Genomic DNA, 24,823 nt, shown 5'->3' on the forward strand with positions numbered 1-24,823 from the left:
ATGGAAACAATTTCCGTTGTTGGATATAGCGATGTTGGATCACAGACTGGGCAGGATTTGACTGAGCTATCAATTGGATTAAAACATCGTAATCTTCTCAATCATATATATTGCCGGGGTGTAGAGAAACGTGTAGTGCCTAATGATTTTATTACGACACCGATCCCCCTCGGCCGAACGATACCACGAGCGATGACCGGTATCAATCAGTTTCTTATGGAGGATTTCAACAATCGTTATTATTCAGAGCGAATTTTTGATTTCTTCGCATCCAAATCAATCAGCAATAGCGGCATTCATCTTCACCATACTCCCGGATATATCCGAACTCTTCGAGAAGGAAATAAAAATGGCAATAAGACGGTTGTAAAGGCAACCACTGAGTATACAGATAGTTTTTATCAAAGGGTTCTCAATGAGTCTGAGAAGATTGAAATAAGCTCTCCCAAGTTTCCAACAGAAAACAAACGATCCAAGTTCCGGAAAAAGACGCTCCAAGAATGCGATCAAATACTTGCCATATCTACATTTGTTAAAAACTCATTATTATCATCTGGGATTCAACCTAGTAAAATATCTGTCACACCCTTAGGGGTCAAACCTGAAAGATACCCGACTGGGTCTGAAAAAAACCACGATCACTTTACCGTCCTCTATGTTGGATCGGTTACCGTTGCAAAGGGCATTCCACATCTCCTTAAGGCATGGCGGCTAAATGAGTGGGGCGATGATAATCACATTCGCTTGCTACTCTGTGGCAGAGTTTCATCCACAATGCGTAAGATCTTATCGCAGTATGACTTTGATAATGTCCAAACACCAGGATTCGTAGATCCTCGAGAGTATTATCAAAACGCGTCTGTATTTGTGTTTCCCTCGATTTCAGATGGATTTGGAAAGGCACCACTCGAAGCGATGGCTGCGGAAGTACCAGTAATCACGACCGACCATACTGGTATGCCAGATATCATGAAAGATGGGAAAGAGGGCTTCATTGTTCCAGCTGCGGATGCCCAGGCTTTAGCAGATCGTCTTCGTCACTTGCGTGAGAATCCTGAAGTCTGTAGGAGTATGCGTGATCATGCGCTTAAAACAGCGCAAGAACAGACATGGGATCAGCACGCTGAGGCAGTTGCGGAAGCTCTTGATTTGGTAGAAATTAATTAAGTTATGACCATAATTCTGTGCTGCTCTCTATCTTTTGTACTGTATCCAAATATATATTGTTGCCTGAACAAGATTGACTGCCATGGAAACTAGCGAACGGATCAAACGTGCCTTGAAAAATCCGAAACTCTTTGCCCGTGGTATAAATAGGCTGTACCATCGACGTGGTGGACTTCGGTCTGAAAATACAGATGGTGTAAGTGTCTTCGACGAAGACTGGGATACTCTCGTCGTTCTCGATGCATGTCGATACGATATGTTCAAGTCGATAAATAATCTTGACGGTACTCTCATGTCGCGGGTTTCGAAAGCCTCGGCGACAACTGAGTGGCTTCAGGCAAATGCGGATGACCGTCTTCTTCGTGACACAGTCTACGTCACCTCGAATCCTCAACTGGAACGCAATCGCCAGCACTGGGATGTGAATTTTCACAAGGTAATCAACGTGTGGCTTGACGAGGGTTGGGATGACGAAATGGGGACCGTCCTTGCCGATACAATGACCGAAGCAGGGATCGAGGCGCATGAACAGTTCCCTCAGAAACGGATCGTCGTCCACTATATGCAACCGCACTATCCGTTCGTTCTCTCAGACACAGCTTTCGATAAGAAACATTTGGCGTCTATCAAGAGCGATGACGATGCTGCAGATGGTGAAAACGTTTGGGGACAGAAGTTCATGGGAGAGCTCAATATATCACGGGACGAACTATGGAACGTTTATGTTGAAAATCTAGAATACGTTCTGGAGCACGTGGAGAATCTTTTGGATATGATCTCTGGGAAGACCGTTATTACGTCAGATCACGGAAACTATGTCGGCGAACGGGCGTCCCCAATTCCAATTCGGGAGTACGGGCATCCGCGTGGGCTGTACGACGATCCTGTGGTTCATGTGCCATGGCTAGAATGTGAACGTGGGAAGCGGCGAGAGATCCGCGCTGAAAGTAGTGAGGGACATATTGATGATATTGAGTCGGAGGTTATAAATAAAAGATTGCAGCACCTCGGATATAAATAGAAGATAAATATAAATAAATTATCGTCATATTTGTAGTGAAAGGGAGGAGCAATAGTGAATAGGAATATATTTCAAGTTTAATATACCACTCCGGACACTGGTACGTATGAAAGTTTGTTATCTCATCAATCAACTTGCACCAGGAGGAGCGCCGACATTGTTGCTCGACATCATTCGCCAAAATAATAGTTCTGAAATCGAGTATACAGTTGCATTCATTGAGGGAGATAGTACGCTCATCGAAGACTTTCAAGAAACCGGGACACGTATAGTTAATTTTGATGCTGAATTCAAATTCGATCCGCGGGCAATGTGGCGTCTCGGTCGATTCTTCCATCGTGAATCATTCGACATTGTTCATACTCACCTACCCTATGCACAGACACTAGGCCGAGTTGCCACGTTACTTGGAGATCACGGCGCGATTATAAGCACCCAACACAATTTTTCTTATCATTATCATCCAGTAACACGAACAACTGAACGAATTACGCGTTCACTTGACGATGTTACGATTGCGGTTTCCCAAGCAGTTAAATCAGAATTTATTGGACAAGAAGAAGAACTCAAATCACAGTGGCAAACTATCTACAATGGGGCCAATGTGACAGAGATCGCTGCTAACGTTGATGCTGCTGATGGGACAGTAGTACGCGAGCGATTTAACATACCACGCCACCATGATTTATTTTTATGTGTCGGGCGCTATGTAGAACAGAAATCCCAGTCAGATATCATTCGTGCGATCTCTATTATGAATGCCTCAGACATTCACTTAGTCCTTGTTGGTTGGGGACCCTATGAAAATAAGCTTCGGACGTTAGCAGATAAATACGATGTTAGTGATCGTGTGACTGTCACGGGACGAGTACCGGAAGTGTGGCCATACTACGCTGCGGCCGATACATTCGTGTCGGCTTCAACAATTGAGAGTTTTGGTATCGTGCTTGTTGAAGCGATGGCTGCTGGATTACCGATTGTAGCCACTGACGTACCTGGCGCTCGAGAAGTACTTCAAAGCGCAAAACAGGGTGTCAAAGATGTCCCACCAAACGACCCAGAAGAACTTGCTGATGCTCTCACTCGAATTATGAATAATTCTCTGGATGTGGACTACGATAACGCATTAGAGAAATTTAATATTGAGAAGACGAGTGAGGCGCATTTAGAATTATATCAAGATATCCAAAAATCAAATTGAGCAGTGTTTGTGAGCTATACTGATGCCTCCAAAGACAAATACGACCCAGAGAAACATTGGGCGATGCCTCGCTGCAGTGCCGACGTTAGCTGTCCCAAACCCATAAAATACGATACCAACGAGGAATGCGATGACGAGAGTAACTGTTCTGATGGGATATCGTTGAACTGCAAGTGGTAATCCGACTATAGCAGCAATAGTATAGAAAATTGATATGATGGCTTCAGTACCAACAATGAAATCCCGTGGAAGTTCGATCATCCAAATAAACGGCGTATAGAGGAAGTAGAGCGCGCCGATCCAACTGAACGCAATCAAGTCCAAAAATTCCTCTATCGGTACGTCGATTAGGTATGCAGTCCTGCCTCGACCCCTCCTATCACGGATACTAAGAACGTAATTCATTGCGGAATTTATATATCGAACGGCAAAGAAGATTCCAACAGGGATCGAAGTCAATAATACTGGAATTCTATAGATTAGATCTGAAGTGAGTATCCACAAGAAGAGACCGACGCCAATTGCACCAGCGTAGAGAGGAGCATTTTCTGGTCTCAAAACAGTTGCAAATCCCAAACAGGTGAGCACGAGTGTACCTGTGTATCGGTCCTCCAATTGCGGTGGTGCTGCTAAAAGAAACCGCGCGGCGGACGTAATGCCGAAGAGTACTGCTGCTTCCCTCACAAGGGCAGCGTGCGTCATGACGATCGTCGGATAAAAAGAGAGAGGAAGTCCAGCGAACAACCCCGCCTGTGGTGAGTGATAGTGCTGGGCAATTACGGCGACGTTGTACACTGCAATTGAACCGAGAACAGCGACGAATACGTGGGCGTAAATTTCGCTTGGTCCCGGAAGTTGCCAGAAAGGCGATAGGAATGAACCCCAGATTTCATAGGTTAACGAATAATCAGACAGACTGAAGGGTGACTGTCCCGCTCTTGTCCGCTGTGCGATTAGACTTGCAGCATTCGCGAATCCGATTGCATCCGATGTAGCGTACGGGTTAAGCTGAATGAGTGATACAGGAATAGCGGCTAGCCGTACGACTAGAGCTAGTATAAAAGCTAGAATAGGTACAGAATAAACCGAATTAAAGCCGTTAAACATTCTCCGGACGAACGATTGTCTTGTCTGTTCTGTCATTAACATGAATTGATTGTGCTTTGAAGTATAATCTTTGCGGATCAATCTTCTCGCTTGGTGCTGGGGAATTTGATACTACAAATACCATTTTATACAAACACTACGGGCGGTCTTCAGGGATGATACCAACGTGATTTTATATCCTGATGATCGTTGAACACATCAAGGGTGTGTGTCAACTTCCTATGACCGGGCTTCCGAATATTGTTCTCGTCGTGATGGATACCGCTTGTTGGGACGTTGTCTCTAACGATCAGGAAGCGGCCCAAGAAATCAATCAACTCTCAAATCAAAGCACAACTTTCTCTACGTGTATTACATCTGCCCCGTGGACTCTTCCCTCTCATGCATCGCTGTTTACCAGCTGTACCCCTTCTCGAACAGGAACCCACGCAGGAAATAAGCAACTGGGAACTGAGTTGAAAACTCTTCCAAAAATTCTCTCGAATATGGGTTACGAAACCGTCGCAGTCTCGAATAACACATGGATTAGTGAGGAATTCGGTTTCGATCGTGGCTTCGAAACGTTTCGTAAGAACTGGCAATACGTTCAGTCTGACGTCGACATCGGTGAGATCGCCCGTCGTGAAGACGGAATAGATAAATATATCGAGGTGGGTAAGCGGCTTCTGGATGGCAACCCGCTGGTAAACACTGCGAATGCTGTCTACGGTCAGTTTTTCAGAAAACGTCAGGACGACGGAGCAAAACGAACGAACGAATGGATCTCTGAGTGGCTGACTGGACGTAATACCGATCAACCGTTCTTCCTTTTTATCAACTATCTCGAACCCCACCTTGAGTATCGCCCCTCACGTGCGTATGCAGAGCGGTTCCTCCCCGACGACACAAGTTACACGGAAGCGATGGAAGTTAACCAGAATGCATGGGATTACATCGCCGGTAACGTCGAAATGTCAGATCATGACTTCGAGATACTTCAAGCACTTTACCGTGCTGAGGTCGCTTACCTTGATGAACGGATCGGTGAACTCCGATGCTTACTCGAGGAATCCGGTGACTGGGATGATACGATATTTGTCGTCATGGGCGACCACGGAGAGAACATCGGCGACTATGAGTTGATGGATCACCAGTACTGCCTCTATGACACACTCCTCCACGTGCCGTTGATCGTTCACGGTGAACCGTTCACTGGCGGCCAGGAAATCGATGATCCTGTCCAACTCACCGATATTGCGCCAACGCTCTTTGATGCTACCGGTATCGAAGCACCGGAGTTTCGCGAGCAGGCCCAAGGTCGATCCTTCCATCCCGACGCCGATACGGAGCCACGAGAGTACACCTTCGCCGAGTACATGGCACCGCAACCGTCGATGGACGCTCTCGAAAAACGGGTCGGCGATCTCCCTGAGGAGGTCTACAAATACGACCGCTCACTGAGGGCGATTCGATCGACAGAGTGGAAGTATATCCGCGGCTCGGACGGCTCCGAGGAATTGTATCACGTCGCCGAGGACCCGGGAGAAACCGAGAACCTCATCGATACAGAACCAGAAAAAGCGAGCGAACTCGAGGAGGAGCTCGACACCTGGCTCCAGTCGTTCGAACACGCTGACGCCGATGGTGACGTCTCGATGCGTGAGGAAACGAAGGATCGACTTGAAGATCTCGGTTATCTTCAATAGGCAATCGATCGGAGACGATCGGTCGTCCGCTCGACGGTCGTTTGCCACGTATATTCGTCCTCGAGCGTCGCAATATCTTGACCGGAAGCTAACCAGTTAGAGACGGACTGCGCGATCGATTCACCTGCATCTATATCGACTAACGTACCGCGTCCTGCAACGAGTTCCTGTAACTGATCGAGTTGCGAACAGATGACTGGAAGACCGGAGCTAATCGCCTCGAGTACTGTCCGTGGTACGCCTTCCGCCCGGCTCGGTAACACGAGTACGTCACTGCTCCGGTACACGGTCGGCATCTCGTCATACGAGAGATGACCGAGGAAGTGAACCGATTCGGAAATATCAAGTTCAGCAGCGCGGCGTTCGAGATTGTCGCGCAACGGTCCCTCTCCACACAGATAGAGTTGCGCTGTTGGATGCCCCTGCTGAATCCGTTGTAGGGCCTCGATCGCAGCAGCGGGACGTTTCCCCTTTACTAAGCGTCCTACGAATAGTACTACCGGTCCGTCGTTATCGATCAACTCGCTCTCTGACCCATCGGGCGTGAACCGCTCCGTGTCAATCCCATTTGAGACGACTTCGATTCGACTCGAGACGCCGAACTCCTGCACTCGCCGTTTGTCCGTTTTCGTGTAACAGAACACGACGTCCGCCTGGTTGAACGTCCACCGGCCGAGTGTCCGCAGGTACCAGTCGAATACCCACTCGGGTGCGTTCTGCGAATACAGACCATGATTCGTGATGGCGAGCGGAATGTCCCCGACGAACCGTTTCAGTGCCGCCAGGTTCGTCGAAAAGTAGAGATGCGAGTGCGCGTGAATCACGTCGAAGTCTTCGGCGTCGGCTAGGTACCGAGCCAGACCGGGACTGATCTCGTTTCCGAGGACGGTAACCGCGGGGTCGTATCGAACGACGGTGTATCCGTCGCGTTCTTCCACGTGCGGGAGTTCTGAATCTCGCCGGACAGTCAGAACGGTCACGTCGTGACCCATCGCCGCCTGATCGCGGCTCATCGCGTGAACGTGGTACGCTCCGCCGCCCTTGACGTCGGGATACACCGTCTGTGCGACGCGGAGAATTCTCATTGTGAACTGTCGAGCGAGGATTCCGATGCGGTGGACTGAACGACCGTTTCCAATCCGTTCTTGAGCGAAACCGACGGCTCGAACCCGAGGCTCGATTCGATCGTAGAAATGCTGGCTCGACTTCGGTCGATGTCTCCGGACCGAGCCTCCGTGTGGGTGATTTCCGATTCGGAATCTGTAACGTCGCGAACGATTTCTGCGAGGTCGAGAATGGAGACGCTCTCGCCGGTGCCGACGTTGAACACCCCCGTCTCCTCGGACCGCGCTGCTAACAGGTTCGCCTGCACGATGTCCGTAATATGAACGAAGTCGCGCGTCTGCGACCCGTCCCCGTCGACTGTAATCGGCTCGGCGTTCGTCGCCTGGTCGACGAAGACGCTGATGACGGCGCTGTAATCGCTGTCCAACTGCCCTGAACCGTACGCGTTGAAGTACCGAAGTGCGACTGCCGAGAGATCGTACAACTCCGCATACAGCCGGACGTACCGTTCGGCGGCGAGCTTCGAGAGTCCGTACGGTGACGTCGGCTCGGTCGGCGCGTCCTCGGCGATCGGTACCGACTCCGGATGCCCGTACACGGCCGCACTCGAGGCGAACACGAATCGGGCGGATTCCTCGCGTGCGCGTTCGAGCAGCTTCACCGTTCCGGTGACGTTGATATCGTGAGTCCGCTCGGGATTCCGAACCGACTCCTCGACGCTAATCAACGCCGCCTGGTGAAAGATAAGATCGACGTCCGCAGTCGCTCGATCGAGCGCCTCGTCGTCCCTGATATCGCCCTCGATGAACGTCGCGTCGGCCGGCACGTTCGATCGGGAGCCGCTCGAGAGATTATCGAGCACTCGCACCTCGTTCTCGTCGACGAGTGCACTGGCGATGTTACTCCCGATAAATCCGGCTCCTCCGGTGACGAGAATCCGGATGCCGGAAATCGACGGCAGATCAGCCTGAGAACTCATTCGTCGGAAGCGAACTCCCTGACATCGGATAAGACTTTCCAGATTTGCCGAATGACGATCTTCACGTCGAACCAGAACGACTGGCGGCGGACGTACTCGAGATCGTACCGGAGTTTCTTCGCCGGTTCGTGGCCGGTCACGTCGTTGATCTGCGCCAGGCCGGTCAGGCCGGGTTTGACGAACCAGCGTTTCTCCCAGTCGATCCCGTCACTTTGGATTTCCGAGTCCAGCACCGGGCGTTCCGGACGGGGTCCGACGACGCTCATATCGCCGGCGAGGATCGACCACAATTGTGGAATCTCGTCGAGGTGCGTCCTCCGCAACATGCGCCCGACGCGTGTCACGCGAGGATCGACACCGCCCGCGTCCTCCTCGCTGATCGTCGCCCCGGTTTCCGACTCCGCGTTCTCGATCATACTCCGGAACTTGTACACCGGAAACGATTCGCCGAACACGGCGGTCCGCTCCTGCCGATACAGGAACGACCCGCCGTCATCGAGTTTGATCGCCGCGGAAATCGCAAAGAGTAGGGGAGACAGCGCGATCAAGCCAACACCCGCGAACACCACGTCGAAGATCCGCTTGAACAGATGATCCAGCGGATCCCAGGGCTCGAGATCCACGTCCACCAGCTCGCCCACGTCACCCTCCGACACCAGGACGCTATCTGCGTACTTGCGGTGGACCTTCGCGTCGACGCCGTGCTCGTGACACGCGTCCAGCGCGCCGAAGAACTCGGCGCGGTCGGCCTGGCGAAACGCCAGCACGACGGTGTCGATATCGTACGCCACCAGCACGTCCTCCAGCCGGGAGAGGCCGCCGAGACGAGCCATCGCGTCGAGCACGTCCGACTGCTTCGAGCCGCCCGTAAACTCGGAATCGTCGTGACGGAGTTCGATACCGCCGTCGGCGATCGCTTCTTCGGACGCCCCCTCCGCGACTGGCATCGCCGAAGGCTGGGTAACTGTCGGACAGAGGTAGCCGATCACGGGCGCGTCCACGGCGGGCGCCACGCGCTCGATCTGCGCGAGGTCGTCGCCGACGATCAGCGTCCGCCCGTCGGAGTCGGTCGGCCGCGCGCGGATCAGGAGAAACCAGGCGGGAAGCGAAATCGCCAACAGCCCGACGGCCATGACGAGCGTCGCCCGCGGCAGTCTGTGCGACCACTTGAAGTAGCCGAACGTCGCTAACACCAGTCCGCCGACGAGGACCCGCTTCTGGACGAGAAAGACCGTATCGAGGATCCGGCGGGGTCGGGGCTTGTACAGCGGCCAGGCCGCCCCCGCAATCGCGAGGACGCTCAGCACCAGGGCCCACCGCAGCGACGAGCCGCCGAGAACGGCCGGATCCAGTCGGTCGAAGAGGGGAACGATCGTCGTGAACGCAGATTGAGAGATCGAATGGTTGGCGACGAGAACTGCACCGACGACGAAACACGCCGTCCCGGTTGCGCTCGTCAGCCGATACCGCCAGCCGGTAAGCATCTGGTAACGCGAGGGGGCTGCACTTACATATAGTCTTTGAAAGAACTAGTGCGCCGACATGCCGATATTTAGGAATTGTGGCCGATCGCGGATCGACGGGCGTCCGAAACCCGATCGCGATGCGTATCGTTTTTGTAACGACCGTGATTCCTTCCCACTCGATGAACGTTCTCGTTACCGGCGGCGGCGGTTTCATCGGCGGTCACATCGCGGAAGCCGTCGCGCGGCGCGGCCACGACGTCACGGTTCTGGACAATTTCGAACCCTACTACGATCTCGGCATCAAGGAGCGCAACGTCGAGGCCGCGCGAACGGCCGCGGACGAGTCCGGTGCAACCTACGACCTCGTCGAGGGTTCGATCACCGACGAACCGCTCGTCGACGACCTGGTCGCGGACGCGGACGTCGTCTACCACCAGGCGGCCCAGGCGGGCGTCCGGAAGAGCGTCGAGCAGCCGCAGAAAGTCAACGAGTACAACGTCGACGGGACGATGAACCTCCTCGAGGCTGCCCGAGACCACGACCTCAAACGAGTCGTCCTCGCCTCGTCCTCCTCGGTGTACGGCAAGCCGGAGTACCTGCCCTATGACGAGGCCCATCCGACGAACCCGGTCTCGCCCTACGGCGTCTCGAAGCTCGCCAGTGAGCAGTACGCGCGCGTCTACAACGAGATCTACGGCCTCCCGACCGTCGCGCTACGGTACTTCACCGTCTACGGCCCGCGGATGCGCCCGAACATGGCGATGACGAACTTCGTCTCCAGATGCCTCCACGGCGAACCGCCGGTGATCTACGGCGACGGCACGCAGACCCGCGACTTCACCTACATTGACGACATCGTCGGGGTCAACGAACAACTCCTGACGGACGACAGCGCCGACGGCGAGATCCTCAATGTCGGGTCGACGGACAACATCGACATTCGCACGCTCGCAGAGGTCGTCCGCGACGAGATCGATCCCTCGCTCGAAATCGAGTACGGCGACCCCCGCGAGGGCGACGCCGAACACACCCACGCCGATATCTCGAAAGCGAACGACGTGCTCGGCTACGAGCCCACCGTCGACATTCGCGAGGGCGTCTCGAAGTTCATCGCCTGGTACCGCGACAACCGGGAGTGGTACGACCCGCTCGTCCGCTCCTCGTAACTACCGATGGGCAGACGGCCGGCGGACCGCTCACTCGGAATCGCACCGCCTCCCGTTCGAGGCGAAAACACGAAACCGCCCGAGTAATCGATTCCTGTCCGCAGTGCAGCCGCCACCTTACTATTCCGGACGAGCGTGTACGCGGGGCCAGTGTCGCTTCGGCTCCCCCTGTCACCGGCGGTTCGTCGGTGGACGCTGCCCGTCCTCGTAGCCGCTCTCATCTGCTACTGGTCGATCGTCGCGCCGCCGCCGTCGATCGTATTTGCGACGCCGCCTGGCGCGGACGCGATCACGAGCGCGACGGTCGCGAGCGGACTCGACCTGTCGTGGCTCGACCGGCGACACGGACTCGCCTACGCGAGCCTGGCGCTCGCGCTTCGGCGAGCCCTCGCGGATCGTGGCACGTCTCCGTGGCGGACGGGGCTCCTGATACTCGGCATCACGGTCGGCTACGGCACGCTACTGGAGATCGGCCAACTGTTCCGGCCTGGCCGCGTCGCCTCGCTGGCCGACGCCGCGAGTAACGCCGTCGGGGCCGGTATCGCGCTCGTCCTGTCCGGGTCCGAGTGATTAGCGGTAGTTTGTAACACGGTTGTTTTATTCAGGATAGAGATGTGAAACTGAAACGCCCGATTCGGTCAGCACGTCTGGTACTGGCCGAATCTCACATTCGAAATACTCCTGAAAAGTACTCCCTTCAAAGAGAACTAAACAAGTTCACAACGCAATTGGTGGTTCAAGACCGGGATCAGCGTCGAGGATGACCGACAGCTGGGGCTCTAACTGGTCGAACTGGATCGTTGGTTCCACCACTTGACGTTCCTGATCGTAGTCGACAAGCGAGAACGCTTCTAACTTTGGGATGTGTGTATGAATCAGTGAGAGCCGAATCTGCGTCGTTTCTTCTTCGGGAATCTCTGTAATGGGCTTGTGATGATTATGCTCGATAATCGTCTGCCTGAGATCGTTCACCGTCAACGACCGCTTCTCGTATGCGAGTACCGCAAGGATGATGCGACGATGCTGATCTTGACAGAGTTCGAGAACCGTGTCGAACTCGGTAGAGGACCCAACCATTATGTCTCTCATAGACGATCTGCACCGTTCAGGCTGCCTTTTTAGTATCCAAGACCTTTTTAAGTCGTATAGCAGGTTGGAGCCTGTACTTCAGAAAGCGACGTACCGATGATGTGTTTGATCCCGCGCCGGAGTCGAGACGCAACCGCCTGCTGTGTGATTCCGAGTTCGTCACCGAGTTCTTCCATCGTCACGTCACGAGGGGAGTTGAAGTAGCCGTGATTGTAGGCGAGCACCAACGCCTCTTGTTGTGTATCGGTCAACGCTGCCTCGGTATCCGACTCAATCAGCGTGAGTGCGTGAAGTTGCGTCAGGGTGATCGGGATATCTAATTCGCGACAGCGTTGCTGAAAGGCTGCGATGTCCTGTTGGTCGTCTCCACGAATATCGAACGTCCACTGCTGGTTCGTGCCTTCCGCCTGAATGAGTGGGACTTCGGTCTCCGCCAACGTGCTCAAAACACCGTCGTACTCCACTGACCATTTTACACGTAACAGATACTGATCTTCAACAGAATCGACGAGGTGTATCCCCACTACTCCCGGATGATCGGAAAATACACTCTCAATATCGTCAACTTCCGTTCCCCGAACCCAGAAGTAGGGAACGACCGTGTCCTGTCCCGGAATAATTCGTTCTAGTTCAACCGTCACTCCCGGCAGTTGTTCGAATATGCTCCCCAAAGGGAACCGTTCGGACGGAACCGTAAACGTCGCTTCAGTAGCCATTGACCGAAACGTTGTGTTCTGTCCGTAAATGCTTCGTATGGACATATGCAAGAGACAAACAGAGCATTCAGAAAGGTGGATCCGAATTCGGGCTTCGGAGCCGACCCGTTTTGAAGGACTGATACGGTCTGCTGTAACGATTTACCGGAGCAACCACAGGACGGTCGCGGTTGCTCCGGAAATGACTTACAGCAGTCCGTCTGAGAGACGGGGTCGGAGCGCTCGCGGCCCGCGACCCGACAACGAAGGCGCGAGTCGGGCCGAATCGTTCCCTCGTCAAGCTACACCGGGACCAGCGGAAGGACGAACTCGGCGGTCGGACCGAAAAACGCGACCGCGAACGCGACCGCGAGAATCGTGGCGAGTCCGCTCCCCAGGCCTACCAAAACAGCACCGACGGACGTGTTCGTGCGGTCGGCCGCCGCGGCGAGACTCCACAGCCCGGTCGCCGTCGCGACGACGAGCCCGAGGAGCGCGAGCCCCTGGATCGTCTCGTCAGCAGTGTAGTTCCCCATTACGACGGCGACGAGGACGAGTTGGCCGCCGACGAGAACGCTTCCCACATAAGAGAATCCGAGCCACAGCGGTCGGGCGGCCACAGTCGCACGCACCCACGGGAGACGGGCGACGGCGTAGACGGCCAGCGGGAAAAGTGGATACACGTACCGAACGGTGAGCATTGCGTGAAGCGGGAGCCGGTAGATGTACAGGAGCGTGAGCAGGGCCGCATAGACGGTGACGAAGATGTCGGCGGCACGGACCGGACGGGATCGAAGGTCCGGCGACGCGGATTCAGAGACCGTGGCGACCAGCGTACGGACCGCGAGGACGGGGGCGGCGATCAGCGCGCCCGCGATCGGAAGCGCCTCCGAGAAGGCGACGTTGATCGCAAGTCCGGTTGCCCCGCGCGAGGGAAACTCGAGGTAGCCGCTCCGAACGAACGTGTGGTACAGTCGGCCCGGCTCCTGGCGGACCGCCTCGAGCCCGTGAGAGAGAAACTCCGTGAAGAGCAGCGCCCTGTCGATGGTGCCGATCAGCGGCTTCGCGACTCCGCTCACGAGGCCCTCGAGAATGCCGCCGTCAGAATCGGTACTGCCCCCTCCGCCGCCGGTACTGTCCGCTCCCCCTCCGGACTCCGCTCCGCCGCCGGTACTGCCCCCTCCGCCGCCGGACTCCGACCCGCCGTTCGTCGCAGCCATATCTTCCGACACCGGCGTCCCGATCGCGTCGGCACCGTAGCGGTCGAGCATTCGCGGCGGCGTGAACGGGTCGCCGGAGAGCAAGTAGTTCGTCAGGAAAAACGGGAGCAGCGAGACGAAAAACCCCGCCGCAACCGTCGCGAGCGTTCGGACGCCGTTTTCCCGAGCGGTGGCGAAATCGGCGGCGGCGAGCGCTCCGAGCAGAACGAGCCCTTCGGACGCGTTTAGCCACGCGGTGAGGCCCACCGGAACGTAGGCGACGGCCCTGTATCGCCGGTACGTCGACACGCGGTCGGTCTCTCGGCTCCGGTAGAGGAAAAACAGCGTGAGCAGCGCGAACAGGGCGGTAAGAACGTGCCGTTTCGGAATCGTCGCCCAGAGCAGCGCCGGTGATGCGACCCCGGCAGCGATGCCAGCCGCGAACCCGACGTCGGACGAGTGAACGCGTGCGAGCAGCCGATAGAGGACGAGCGCGCAGCCGGCGGCCGCGAGCATCGTCGCGAGCTGAAGGGCGAGGTACGCGAGGTGTGTGAGAGGAAACGGCGTCGCCACCGCCACGCTGGCGATGAAGCTGCCGAGCGCGACGACACCGCCGACGAGGTGGGCCGTTTCGTGACGGGCGACCAGGCGTCCGCCGACGCTGATCGTAGCGAACACTGAGAGACACCACAGCGCCGCGAGCGCGACGCGAACGTCCGCGACCGCGGCGACGCCGTCCAGTACCCAGAGGATCGGGAGCGCGACGACGATGTGCGCGAAGTTCCGCGGGAACGCGTTGCCGTCGTACTCGGCCATGCCTGGCGTCCTGAGCGTCTCGCCGTACGTCGGCGTGGCGACGTTGAGGTGCCCGTCGCTCAGCGCGGCCAGCCCGTTGGCGATGGTCAGGTTGTCGTTGATCGAGAACGTCGTCCGCCAGAGCACCATCGCCGCGCTACACGAGAGGAGAAAGACGAAGACGCCGCGGTAGTCTCCGAACACCAGGCGGCCGAGACGATGGGCGACGGCGGTCACTCGCTCCGAACGCTCGTCGAGAACGCTGCGGTACCGCGATCGGGTGCTCATTCCGTCACCTCCACCGTGATGGATCGGTCGACCACCGCTCGCTCGACGGCGGTCCCGTTCTCTACGCCGTGATAGACCAGGCGAACCTCCGCATCGTACCGCTCCTCGCTGACTCGGTCCGGCTCCAGAGTGGTTTTCGGGATGGACAGCCGATGCCGCTCGGGCGAGTCGTCGCTCACCGTCGTCGTGGACATCGAGGAGATTCCGAGCGCGTCGATTGAGAGCTCGTAGGAGAGCCGCACGCATCCCCGGACGTCGCTCGCTCGCAGTTCCGCATCGGGCGCGTCCAGTTTCCACACCTCCGCGCCGAACGCCGACCGCGTGAGGGTCGCCGATTCGGGGATCGACGCCGGCTCGATCGTCGCACTCCCCTGGCTGGAGAGCGCACCGCCCTCACAGGGCCGGTCGTAGGACGTAAAATCCACGGGTACGAAGGGGCCGGAGGCGAGCACCGTCGCGGTAACGACGCCGACGACGACGAGCGACACGACCCGATGTCCGATCATTCTGGTTTCCTATCTCGAAGTGACCGGAATAAGTATACTGGTGTGATACGACAGCGCTTAGCTCTCGCCGGGCGGCGTCACACGGCGGTCACTCGCGTTCCGTCTCACGCCGCAGTACCGGCCGTGAGCGGGACGGTCGGACCGGGGTGGATGGTCCGAATCCCGGGTAGCGAACGCCGGAAACGGAACTATCAAGTAAGGGAGCCGTCAGTACGGAGACGAATGCGTCCCGCGGCCAGGCTCGCAGCCGTCGTCGTCTTCCTCGCCGTCCTCGGCGGGCTCTGCGTTCACTACGGCGCGACCTACGACGACAACTGGCCCCATCCGACCGGCGATCAACTCCAGGAGCGGGGGCCCGAACCGTACGTCGGCGAGCGCGTGCTCCTGTTCGGCGAGGTCCGAGCCATCGACGCCGGCGCGGAGACGATTACCATCCGCGTCCCGGACGACAGCGACGAGGTCGCGGCCGAGTTCACGGTCCGCGGCGTCGGTGATCGCATCGATGTCGAACCAGGCGGCGTCGTTCAGGCCTACGGGGTGCTCGAGTCCGAGACGGAACTGCAGGCAGACCGCCTTGTCGTGGTGAACCGCGACCCGTCGGCGACCGCGTTCAAACTCGGGACATCAGTTATCGGCCTGGCGCTCGCGGCGGGCGTCTTCCTCCGCCACTGGCGCGTGAACGTCCGCAAACTCGCCTTCGAGCCACGAGCCGCCGACGCTACGACCGCAGAACCAGGAGGAGACCGCGATGGCTGACCTCCTCTCGCACGTCCTCCTCGCGTACGCGGGCTGTACGATCGCGGCCTGGTACCGGCCGATCCCGGATCGCTGGGTGGCCGTCGTCGCGGTCGGTGCGGTCCTCCCGGATCTCAATCGCGTCAGCCTGGTCGTCGCGAACGGGACCCTCGAAGCGATCCTCGGCGTGCCGTTCGATATCGACGCGCTGTCGACGCTCGGCGGGACCGTCGTCCTCGCCGGGATCGGCGCGATGGTCGTCGCCGATCGCCATCGGCGGACGTTCGCCGCCCTGGGTGCGGGCGCGGCCTCGCACCTCTTCGTCGACGGGGTCAAGGTCTACGCGGACGGCGCCGCCGGCGCCTGGCTGTACCCGCTTACCTGGGTCCGTCACCCGACGCCGAACCTGTACGTCTCGTCGGATCCGACGGTCCTCGCGGTCGCGGTCTCGATCACGGCGATCGTACTCGCAATCGACCGGTATGCGATTCGAACGCGGTAAGGCCCGATGCCGGAACCACAGAAAACGATGACATGACAATACCTATAGTGCCGGAACCGACTCTCACCTCCATGAACGTTCGGAGGAAGCTATGCCGTTAATCGACGACGAGGGGAACCTCTTCGGCGTCGTCAACGTCATCGACGCGCTCGCGGTCTGTCTCGTTCTCGCCGTATTGGTCGCCGGAATTGCCGTTGTCGGCGTCCTCGGTGACGGTACCGGGACCTCCGGTCCCGAAGCCGAGACGGAAGACGACGACGCGAGCCAACAAGCGACGCGGTACGCCACGATCGATCTGGGAACCCAACCCGATTACGTCGCAGACGCCATCGAGGAAGGCGACCAGGCGGCCGTCGCCACGGACGGCCACAACCTGACGATCACGGACGTCCACGTCTCGCCGACGAACGGCGGCGACGGACACGTGGTCGTTCGCGCCGAAATCGACGGCGAGTACCCGCCGGCGACCGCCGACGAGACGGCGTTCCGGTTCAACAACGGCTCGGTCCGGATCGACAGCGCCGTGACGATCGATACGACCGACTACGAGCGACAGGGGACGGTCCAGCGGCTCGAGGACGAGGGTCCGACGCTTCGCACCGAGCGAACGACCGTCCAACTCGAAGCGAACGTGTCCGCGACGACGGCCGATGCGATCGAGGCGGGCGACGAGTTCCGGTTCGCCGGCCGAACGGTCGCGACGGTGACCGACGTCGCGACGACCGAGTTGGAGAACACGTCTCGAGAGACCGCCGAGCTCGAGGTCGACCTCGTGACGGTCACCCGGGCCGGCACGCAGACGTTCGGCGATCGATCGGTCGAAACCGGCTCTCACATCCCGATCCGAACCGACCGGTACGACCTCACCGGGGAGGTCGTCCGCCGCGGTCCGTCGGTCCCGATCGACGAGAGCGAGTAGCGATGTCGGTGCTAGACGCCGCGATCGAGCGCTCGACGGTCGTTCGCCTCCTCGACACCCTCCCCGACCGAGTCGCGTCCGCCGTCGAGGACAGCCGCCTCCACGCCCTCGGCGATCGGCTCGCCGGGTGGGTTCGAGCGTCGTACTGCTACCGGTGGCTGACGGCCGAGCCCGACCCGGACGTCATCGTGATCGATCTCCGGGAGACCTACACGGTCGGCCCGATCGTTCGGCTGCTCGAAGCGGTCGGAACCGGGCTCGCCGACGGCTACGCGAACTCGCGAACCGAACCCGTCGTCGCGACGGCCGCCGCGGCGCTTCGCGCGCGGCCGATCCGCACGCTCGGCGCCGTCGGCCTGGCCGTCGTCCCCGTCTCGCTGCTCGCAACCATCCTGACCGGCGGCCATTCGACAGTACTCTTCGTCGGTCACCTCCTCGTCGCGGCGCTCTCGGCCGCTGCCCTCCGATCGACGCGCTCGCTGGCGGACCTGGTCGAGAGCCGACCGATACAGCTCCTCGTCGCGACCGTCGAACCGCCGGAGCCGCCGGCGGAGACCGAGACGGCATCGGCGGACGTCTCCGAGCCGGCGGAGACGACCGGTAACGGAGAGTCGGCTCGAGACTAACGTCCGCGCAGGAAAGAACGACTGCCGAATTTCGACGCACGGTGTCCGACCGCTCCCGTCGCTACCCGAGCGGGCGCTCGCCTGGCGATCGAACGACCGAGACCTAGAGGTCCATGCCCCCGTTGACGTCGATCACTTCTCCCGTTACGTACGACGACTCCTCGCTGGCCAGGAACCGAACGACCGCCGCGATGTCTTCGATCTCCGCGAGGCGTTCGAGCGGAATGCCCGAGACGATCCGATCGAGCACCGAGTCAGGGATGCTCTCGACCATGTCGGTCCGGGTAAAGCCGGGGGCGACGCAGTTGGCCGTCGAACCGCCCTGGGCGAGTTCGAGGGCGATCGTGCGGGTAAACCCGAACATGCCGCTTTTCGCGGCGGCGTAGTTGGCCTGGCCGAAGTTGCCCTGTTTGCCGACGACGCTGGAGATGTTGATGAGTCGGCCCTCGTGGGCGTTCCAGATGTCGTCGTAGAACTCCTGGGTGCAGTTGAACATCCCGCCGAGGTTGACGTCCATCACGCGGTCCCACTCCGTGCGGGACATTTCGGTGAACTGCTTGTCGGCGGTGATACCGGCGTTGTTCACCAGGACGTCGCACTGTCCGAAGGCCTCGTGGCAGGCCTCGCGCATTCGTTCGACTTCGTCGCGGTTGGTGACGTCGGCCTGAACCGCGATGGCGGACCCGCCGGCCGACTCGATAGCGTCGGCGGCCTCGTGGGCCGGCCCCTCCGACGAGCGGTAGTTGACGACCACGTTCGCACCCTCTTCGCCGAGGTGTTCGGCGATCCCCCGACCGATCCCTTTCGCCGAGCCGGTGATGACGCAGGTACGATTATCCATGGACATAGTTGGCACGTCCAACGCCCGGCGATAAATAACGACCTGCTACTGTAACTCATATATCAATTTTACTTCACGGATGAGTGGTCGTTACTTCACGGACGAGTGGTCAGATCCGACCGTTCGGCGGACGCTCGCGGGAGAAAGTACCTGAGCCGCTATCGCTCTCGGACCTGGTCGATCCAGTCTTCGAGCCGGCTCGGGGAGATGCCCGTCTCGGCGGCGAGGTCGGCGACGTCGGCGTCGGCGAGCTGATCGAAGGTCTCGACGCCGGCGGTGGTCAGCGCGTCAGCGTAGGCCTGGCCGACGCCGGTCAGTTCGGTGAAGTCGTCAGTTTCGGCCTCGATCTCCGAGGGCTCCTCGGCGGCGGCATCGCCGACGGCGTCCTCGTCGGTGACGTCCTCGACGACCTCCTCGTCGACGGTCATCTCGCCAGGCTCGGCGGGCTCGTCCTGAATGTCGTCCTCGGCGCGTTCGGCGAGCTCCTCGTCGGAACGGTCCTCGCCGTGGAACTCGCTCGTCTCGGCATCGAGGTCCTCAGACGCGGACTCCGGTTCGGACTCGCTCTCGGACACCGTCTCGACCTCGATGCTCGAACCGCCGTCCGCGAGGTCGTCGGCGCCCGTCTCGTCGCCGGTGACGTCCTCGGCGAGGGCGGCGTCGGTCTCCTCGGGTGCGGGCCGTTCGGGCTCGCTCTCCACGTCGGTTCCGTCCGACCGCTCCTCGAACCACTCGCAGACCCGGGGCCACAGCTCCTCGTGGCTCCGCGAGGAGACGGACATCCCGATGTGGCCGGTCGCGAACTCCAGGATCTCGGTGTCCTCGGAGGCGACGACCTCGTTGAACGGTTTGGAGGCCCCCGGCGGGATGAGGTGGTCGTACTCGGCGACGATCTGGAGGACGGGCATGTCGATGGTCGAGACGTCGACGCGCTCGCCGCCCAGTTCGAGCTCGTTGTTGTACAGCTTGTTGTCCTGGTAGATGTCGCGGATGAACTCCTCGTAGACCTTGCCGGCGACGTCGATGCCCTCGTCGAGCCAGCGCTCCATCCGGGCGAAGTTCTCGACGAAGTCCTCGTCCTCGACGTTGTCGTAGAACCGGACGTACTTCGTCACGTTGTTCGCGATGGGGTCCATCAGCGCGAAGCCGACGTCTAAGAACTCCGCCGGGACGTTGTCGTGGGCGTCGGTGATCTCCTCGGGGTCGTAGTAGTCCTCGCTACCCCACAACTCGAGGACGCCGCCCTCGCCCGCAAAGCACAGTCCCGCGGCCATCAGTGCGAGGTTCTTGACCTTCTCGGGGTAGAGGGCGGCGTACATCGCCGACTTGGTCCCGCCCATGCAGTAGCCGAGGATGTTGATCTCGTCCTGGCCCGACCGCTCGCGGACGACGTCGACGCAGTTGTCGATGTACCGATTGACGTAGTCGTCGAGGCTCAGCGACCGATCCAGCTTCGAGGGCTCGCCCCAGTCGATCAGGTAGACGTCGAACCCGGCCTCCAGCAGCGTCTGGACGACCGACCGGTCGGGCTGGAGATCGAGGATGTACGGCTTGTTGATCAGCGCGTAGACGATGAGGATCGGCACGTCGTGTTGCTCCTCGGTCATCGGCTCGTAGTGGAGCAACTCCAGCTTGTTCTCCTCGTAGACGACCTCGCTTGGCGTCTGGCCGACGCCGATGTTCTCGACGGTCTCGGTGCGGTCAGGCGCGACCCGGGTCTTGTCCGCCAGCTCGGCGGTCGCCTCCCAGGCCTGGCGCTGCATGTCCAGTGCGATCGAGTAGGGGTTCTTCATTCTTCCTCGTCTTCTAGGTGGTCGAGCACGCGGTCGAGTTTCCGCTCGACGGCGTGCTGGCGGCGCTCGAGTTCGACCAGGCGGTCGCCGACTTCGACGATGTCCCCCTCGGTCGCGAAGCCGAGCGTCCGCAGGGTCTCCTGGGACGTTTCCTCGGCCTGTTGCTGGAGTTCGAGGACGTCGCCGACGGTCTCGCCGGTCATTCTGGCGAAGGCGGTCGTCGACATGACGTCCTTGAACGCCTCGTTGGCCGTGTTGAGCCAGATGTCTCGGAACTCCTCGACGTCGACGTCCTCGCCCTCGAGCTGGTCGTTCATCCGGTCGACCATCTGCTTCGAGGCGTTCATCCACGTCTCGTAGGCGCGGGCGTATCCCTCGACGCCGTCGGAGATCTCTTCCTCACCGCTGAGTTCCTCGACGGTCTCCGACCAGCTCTCGACGAACTGCGCCTGGGCCACCATGTTGTCCTCGAGTGCCTCGAGGAATTGCTCGTTCCACTGTTCGACGAACGCGTTCCAGTCCTGTGCCTGGGGCCGTGAGTCTGACATGTATGAAAATTGGTGACGGATAGTGAAAAATTGAGCGCCTAATTCAGGCCGGTGCGTCGAACTCGTCGGCGGCCGCGTCGACGTTGTCGGCGACGGTCTCGACGTTCTCCTCGACCTGCTCGTGGGCCTCCAGGGCGGCGTCGAACGACGTGTCGACGACCTCGGTGTAGCTGGCGGCGAACTCCTCGTACGCGACCTCCGACTCCTCGATGGCCTCGAGGACGGCTTCGAGCGACTGAGATTGGGCCTCAGTCGCCGAGTCGAAGCCCTCGTCGACGAGTTCGCGAAGGTCGTCGAAGTCGGCGGCCTCCGCGGGCAGCGACGCCTCGAGCGCGTCGAAGTACGCGTGAACGGCGCCGCGGGAGAGTTCAGCGTTGGACTCGGCGAGCGCGCCGGAGGTCTCGACGAGGTCCGCGAACGCGCCGATGGAAGTCTGCTGGGCCTCGATGGCGTCGTGAGCGAACGCCTGGCTCTGTTCGATTGCGGTGCGCTGTGCCTCGAAGACTGCGGTGAATGGGTTCTGGGTCATGGCTGTGATTACTCCTCTCGGTTGCGTTTGACGGGAACGACGATCGTCTGGACGATATCGCCCTCTTCGATGTCGAGGGCCTCCCGTTCGGGACCGGGAATGCTGATCCGACCGCCGCTCTGGACCCGCGCCTTGAACGTGGCCGTGCCCATGTTCATCGGCCCGAAGGCCGACGTGTTCTCGAGCGGGTTCGCCGACGTGGCCTGGAGCAACTGCTTCATCATCTCCTGCTGGGACTCTGCGACTTGCTCGCCCGCCTCCTGCATCTGCTCGGTGAACATCGAGGGCGGGAACCAGAGCGATCGATCGGAGTCGTCCGTCATCACCTGTTCGTTGGCTCGCAGACACAATAAGGCTTTCCACTAGATACCATTTGCTACCAATCAATGGTATAGAACGGATCAGTTCACCCGGTATCGGTTCGGATGAACGTCGCGATCGACTGAATAAGTACTCTAACTGTCGCGCTACCGAGAAAGAAATTTCGCGTTAGCGGCCTTCGTAACGGGAAATTACGGTAACAACCCAGTGGTAAAATCCGCTTGGAATCGCCGCAGAAGAGCCAAAGAAGTCATATGCACCCCGCACATACCCGCTCGTAGATGTCCCACCAGAACGCTGGCGAAAGCAACTTCGCCGCGATGACGAACGCCTGGTCGGCGATGACGCGTGGGTTCCTACGGACCGCGACCGCCGCGAACCGTGCGGCCGCTTCCGCGATGCGCTCTCCGATCGATGCGGCCAACGGCGCGGAAGATGACAGAGTCGCGCCGTCGGTTCCCTCGATCAACTACTCGGATCTCAACTGGCAGTTCGACCGCACCGTCGACGATCCCGATCACATCTCCGTCGGCGATACCGTCACCTTCGAGAAGGCGCTGACCGACGAGGACGTCCGCGCCTTCGCCGCAGTCAGCGGCGATACGAACCGACTCCACCTCGACGAAGCGTTCGCGGGCGAGACCCGCTTCAGCGAGCGCATCGTCCACGGGACGCTCGTCTCCGGACTCATCAGCGCCGCCCTCGCCAGGCTCCCCGGGCTCACGATCTACCTCTCTCAGGACCTGGAGTTCAGCGGCCCCGTCGGCATCGGCGACCGCGTCTCGGCCCGCGTCGAAATCGTCGAGGACCTCGGGAACGACCAGTATCGACTCGAGACGGTCGTGCGCAACGAGGACGACGACGCGACCGTGATCGACGGCGAGGCGGTCGTGCTGATCGACGACCTGCCCGCCGACGCGGACTAGACGAGCCGATCAGCAGCGAGTTCCGGGACGGGCCGGGTTGCGGTTAGCGCCGGTCGTCGGGCGCCGGACGCCGGTCGAATCGATGTGAGATCGATCGAGCAGATTCGCGCTCCGAGCCGGCGCCGCCGGCCCACGACGGCCGCTTTTTTCGCCTCCGAATCAGTACAACGGTGCTAAGTACCTCCTCGCGGAACGGAGGGATATGACGCTCTTTGGGACCGCAGGAATCCGCGGCCCGGTCGAGGAGGTATCGCCCTCGCTCGCGCTCGCCGTCGGCCAGGCCGCCGGCGACCCCGGGGAAACGTTCGTGGTCGGCCGCGACGGTCGGGAGACCGGCTCGGCGCTCGCGGCGGCGATGGAGGCAGGCCTCGAAAGCGCCGGCGCCGACGTCCGACGCGTCGGCCAGGTGCCCACGCCCGCGCTCGCGTTCGCTTCACAGGGACGACGAGGCGTGATGCTCACCGCGAGCCACAACCCGCCCGAGGACAACGGGATCAAACTGTTCGACGACGGCGTCGAGTACGACAGCGACGCCGAAGGAACCATCGACGACCGCGTCGCGAGCGACGACCCCGGGCTCGCCCGCTGGGACGAGTGGGGCGACGCCGAGCGGCTCTCGGTGCTCGACCGATACCGCGACGCCGTCGTCGAGTACGTTCGCGATCGCTTCGGCGGTCGTGACGGGGACGATGCAACCGCGGACGCCCCCCTCGCCGGCCTCCGAATCGGCGTCGACTGCGGGAACGGCATGGGCGCGGTCGCGACGCCTCAGGTCCTCGAACGCCTCGGCGCGACGGTCGTCGCGATCAACGCCACCGTCGACGGCCACTTCCCCGGCCGCGAGAGCAAGCCCACCCCCGAGACGCTGTCGGACTTCTCGGCGTTCCTCGCCGACGGCGCGTTCGACCTCGGCCTGGCCCACGACGGCGACGCCGATCGCCTGGTCGTCCTCGGTCCCGACGGCGACGTGATCCACGAGGACACGGTCCTCGCGGTCGTCGCGGCCCGATACGCGGCCGACAGCGACGCCGACGACCCGGTCGTCGTCACCACGCCCAACGCCTCGGCGCGCATCGACGAGCGGGTTCGCGCGGCCGGCGGCCGGGTCGAGCGCGTCCGGTTAGGATCGCTCCACGAGGGGATCGCGCGCGAGCGGGCCGCCGGGGACGAGGCCACCGAGATCGTCTTCGCGGCCGAGCCCTGGAAACACATTCACACCGCCTTCGGCGGCTGGATCGACGGCGTCGCGAGCGCCGCGGTCGTCGCCGCGCTGGTCGCCGAGGCCGGCGACACCGCGGCGCTTCGCGAACCGGTCACCGAACGCCCCTATCGGAAGGTCAGCGTCGAGTGTCCGGACCGGGCTAAGACGGACGTCATGGCCGCTCTCGAGACCGACCTGCCGTCGGCGTTCCCCGAGGCTGCCGTCGACACCGACTACGGCGTCCGCCTCGAGTTCGAGGACGCGTCGTGGCTGCTGGTCCGGCCCAGCGGGACGGAACCGTACGTGCGCCTCTACGCCGAGAGCGATTCAGTCGACGACCTGGTCGCAGAGGCACGGGCGGTCATCGAGGGAGCCGTCGCGGACGCGACGTAAGAGCGACAACAACGCCGCGGCGCTCGGGCCGAAATCGACGGACAGAGCGTACTGGACAGG

Annotated in this window: 25 protein-coding genes; 12 read left to right on the forward strand and 13 right to left on the reverse strand. The window is 60.0% G+C overall.

Going from position 1 to position 24,823, the window contains the following annotated elements:
• From BMY29_RS01250 to BMY29_RS01260, 3 genes are all read left to right on the forward strand, one after another.
• On the forward strand, positions 1–1,167 hold the full coding sequence (locus BMY29_RS01250; RefSeq protein WP_160290101.1) for a glycosyltransferase: 1,167 nt from the start codon (positions 1–3) through the stop codon (positions 1,165–1,167).
• An 82-nt stretch (positions 1,168–1,249) separates the two neighbouring features.
• Positions 1,250–2,188, forward strand: a complete 939-nt coding sequence (locus tag BMY29_RS01255; protein ID WP_049990315.1) for an alkaline phosphatase family protein — start codon at positions 1,250–1,252, stop codon at positions 2,186–2,188.
• 106 nt (positions 2,189–2,294) lie between these two features.
• Positions 2,295–3,389, forward strand: coding sequence for a glycosyltransferase (locus BMY29_RS01260; protein ID WP_074854602.1), 1,095 nt, complete (start codon positions 2,295–2,297; stop codon positions 3,387–3,389).
• On the opposite strand, the gene BMY29_RS20475 is transcribed toward BMY29_RS01260, so the two are convergent.
• Complete coding sequence (locus BMY29_RS20475; RefSeq protein WP_143067639.1) at positions 3,381–4,532, reverse strand: hypothetical protein; 1,152 nt, start codon at positions 4,530–4,532, stop codon at positions 3,381–3,383. The genes BMY29_RS01260 and BMY29_RS20475 overlap by 9 nt on opposite strands.
• A gap of 185 nt (positions 4,533–4,717) precedes the next feature.
• On the opposite strand from BMY29_RS20475, the gene BMY29_RS01265 reads away from it, so the two are divergent.
• Positions 4,718–6,181 carry a sulfatase family protein gene (locus BMY29_RS01265; protein WP_049990316.1) on the forward strand — a complete coding sequence of 488 codons (1,464 nt, stop codon included), beginning with the start codon at positions 4,718–4,720 and terminating at the stop codon, positions 6,179–6,181.
• Here the strand turns inward: BMY29_RS01265 and BMY29_RS01270 are convergent.
• Genes BMY29_RS01270 through BMY29_RS01280 form a run of 3 tightly spaced genes read right to left on the reverse strand, consistent with a single transcriptional unit; the run spans position 6,175 to position 9,709 of the window.
• Complete coding sequence (locus tag BMY29_RS01270) at positions 6,175–7,266, reverse strand: glycosyltransferase family 4 protein (RefSeq protein ID WP_049990317.1); 1,092 nt, start codon at positions 7,264–7,266, stop codon at positions 6,175–6,177. The two genes, BMY29_RS01265 and BMY29_RS01270, sit on opposite strands and share 7 nt — an antisense overlap.
• On the reverse strand, positions 7,263–8,225 hold the full coding sequence (locus tag BMY29_RS01275) for an NAD-dependent epimerase/dehydratase family protein (protein ID WP_074854603.1): 963 nt from the start codon (positions 8,223–8,225) through the stop codon (positions 7,263–7,265). The genes BMY29_RS01270 and BMY29_RS01275 overlap by 4 nt, the downstream gene beginning before the upstream one ends.
• Entirely contained in the window at positions 8,222–9,709 is a 1,488-nt protein-coding gene (locus BMY29_RS01280; protein ID WP_049990318.1) for a sugar transferase, read from the reverse strand. Before BMY29_RS01280 ends, BMY29_RS01275 begins: the two co-directional genes overlap by 4 nt.
• Positions 9,710–9,870: 161 nt before the next feature.
• Between BMY29_RS01280 and BMY29_RS01285 the strand changes: the two genes are divergently transcribed.
• Positions 9,871–10,857: a GDP-mannose 4,6-dehydratase gene (locus BMY29_RS01285; protein WP_049990391.1), complete on the forward strand. Its 987-nt coding sequence runs from the start codon at positions 9,871–9,873 to the stop codon at positions 10,855–10,857.
• 150 nt (positions 10,858–11,007) lie between these two features.
• Positions 11,008–11,427, forward strand: coding sequence for a VanZ family protein (locus BMY29_RS01290; protein ID WP_049990319.1), 420 nt, complete (start codon positions 11,008–11,010; stop codon positions 11,425–11,427).
• Between the two features lie 147 nt (positions 11,428–11,574).
• Here the strand turns inward: BMY29_RS01290 and BMY29_RS01295 are convergent, their stop codons facing one another.
• The 4 genes from BMY29_RS01295 to BMY29_RS01310 form a co-directional block, all read right to left on the reverse strand.
• Positions 11,575–11,934, reverse strand: a complete 360-nt coding sequence (locus BMY29_RS01295; RefSeq protein WP_049990392.1) for a DUF7344 domain-containing protein — start codon at positions 11,932–11,934, stop codon at positions 11,575–11,577.
• Positions 11,935–11,993: 59 nt separating this feature from the next.
• Positions 11,994–12,662 (reverse strand): helix-turn-helix domain-containing protein, encoded by a 669-nt coding sequence (locus tag BMY29_RS01300; protein ID WP_049990320.1) that lies wholly within the window; start codon positions 12,660–12,662, stop codon positions 11,994–11,996.
• Positions 12,663–12,943: 281 nt separating this feature from the next.
• Positions 12,944–14,923: a hypothetical protein gene (locus tag BMY29_RS01305; RefSeq protein ID WP_049990321.1), complete on the reverse strand. Its 1,980-nt coding sequence runs from the start codon at positions 14,921–14,923 to the stop codon at positions 12,944–12,946.
• Entirely contained in the window at positions 14,920–15,429 is a 510-nt protein-coding gene (locus BMY29_RS01310) for a hypothetical protein (RefSeq protein WP_049990322.1), read from the reverse strand. Before BMY29_RS01310 ends, BMY29_RS01305 begins: the two co-directional genes overlap by 4 nt.
• Positions 15,430–15,651: 222 nt before the next feature.
• Between BMY29_RS01310 and BMY29_RS01315 the strand changes: the two genes are divergently transcribed.
• The 4 genes from BMY29_RS01315 (at position 15,652) to BMY29_RS01330 (ending at position 18,211) form a co-directional block, all read left to right on the forward strand.
• A complete protein-coding gene (locus BMY29_RS01315) occupies positions 15,652–16,185 on the forward strand; it encodes an OB-like fold-containing membrane protein (protein WP_049990323.1) in 534 nt (177 codons plus the stop codon).
• Complete coding sequence (locus tag BMY29_RS01320; protein ID WP_049990324.1) at positions 16,178–16,666, forward strand: hypothetical protein; 489 nt, start codon at positions 16,178–16,180, stop codon at positions 16,664–16,666. Before BMY29_RS01315 ends, BMY29_RS01320 begins: the two co-directional genes overlap by 8 nt.
• A 91-nt stretch (positions 16,667–16,757) precedes the next feature.
• Entirely contained in the window at positions 16,758–17,585 is an 828-nt protein-coding gene (locus tag BMY29_RS01325; protein WP_049990325.1) for a DUF4330 domain-containing protein, read from the forward strand.
• 2 nt (positions 17,586–17,587) lie between these two features.
• Positions 17,588–18,211, forward strand: coding sequence for a hypothetical protein (locus BMY29_RS01330; protein ID WP_049990326.1), 624 nt, complete (start codon positions 17,588–17,590; stop codon positions 18,209–18,211).
• Between the two features lie 103 nt (positions 18,212–18,314).
• On the opposite strand, the gene BMY29_RS01335 is transcribed toward BMY29_RS01330, so the two are convergent.
• The 5 genes from BMY29_RS01335 to BMY29_RS01355 all read right to left on the reverse strand — a co-directional run bounded on the left by BMY29_RS01335 (position 18,315) and on the right by BMY29_RS01355 (position 22,245).
• Positions 18,315–19,058, reverse strand: a complete 744-nt coding sequence (locus tag BMY29_RS01335; RefSeq protein ID WP_049990327.1) for a beta-ketoacyl-ACP reductase — start codon at positions 19,056–19,058, stop codon at positions 18,315–18,317.
• Positions 19,059–19,210: 152 nt separating this feature from the next.
• Entirely contained in the window at positions 19,211–20,845 is a 1,635-nt protein-coding gene (gene phaC, locus BMY29_RS01340) for a class III poly(R)-hydroxyalkanoic acid synthase subunit PhaC (protein ID WP_049990328.1), read from the reverse strand.
• The gene (locus BMY29_RS01345; RefSeq protein ID WP_049990329.1) at positions 20,842–21,393 is read right to left on the reverse strand and encodes a poly(R)-hydroxyalkanoic acid synthase subunit PhaE; all 552 of its coding nucleotides are present in this window, start codon (positions 21,391–21,393) and stop codon (positions 20,842–20,844) included. Before BMY29_RS01345 ends, phaC begins: the two co-directional genes overlap by 4 nt.
• Positions 21,394–21,436: 43 nt before the next feature.
• Positions 21,437–21,922, reverse strand: a complete 486-nt coding sequence (locus BMY29_RS01350) for a hypothetical protein (protein WP_049990330.1) — start codon at positions 21,920–21,922, stop codon at positions 21,437–21,439.
• An 8-nt stretch (positions 21,923–21,930) separates the two neighbouring features.
• Positions 21,931–22,245 carry an AbrB/MazE/SpoVT family DNA-binding domain-containing protein gene (locus BMY29_RS01355; protein ID WP_049990331.1) on the reverse strand — a complete coding sequence of 105 codons (315 nt, stop codon included), beginning with the start codon at positions 22,243–22,245 and terminating at the stop codon, positions 21,931–21,933.
• 279 nt (positions 22,246–22,524) lie between these two features.
• On the opposite strand from BMY29_RS01355, the gene BMY29_RS01360 reads away from it, so the two are divergent.
• Together BMY29_RS01360 and BMY29_RS01365 are read left to right on the forward strand one after the other, a co-directional pair.
• On the forward strand, positions 22,525–23,169 hold the full coding sequence (locus tag BMY29_RS01360) for a MaoC family dehydratase (protein WP_049990332.1): 645 nt from the start codon (positions 22,525–22,527) through the stop codon (positions 23,167–23,169).
• 202 nt (positions 23,170–23,371) lie between these two features.
• On the forward strand, positions 23,372–24,763 hold the full coding sequence (locus BMY29_RS01365) for a phosphohexomutase domain-containing protein (RefSeq protein ID WP_049990333.1): 1,392 nt from the start codon (positions 23,372–23,374) through the stop codon (positions 24,761–24,763).
• Positions 24,764–24,823 lie beyond the last annotated feature (60 nt).

The sequence above is a fragment of the Natrinema salifodinae genome (genome assembly GCF_900110455.1).
GTDB lineage: Archaea > Halobacteriota > Halobacteria > Halobacteriales > Natrialbaceae > Natrinema > Natrinema salifodinae.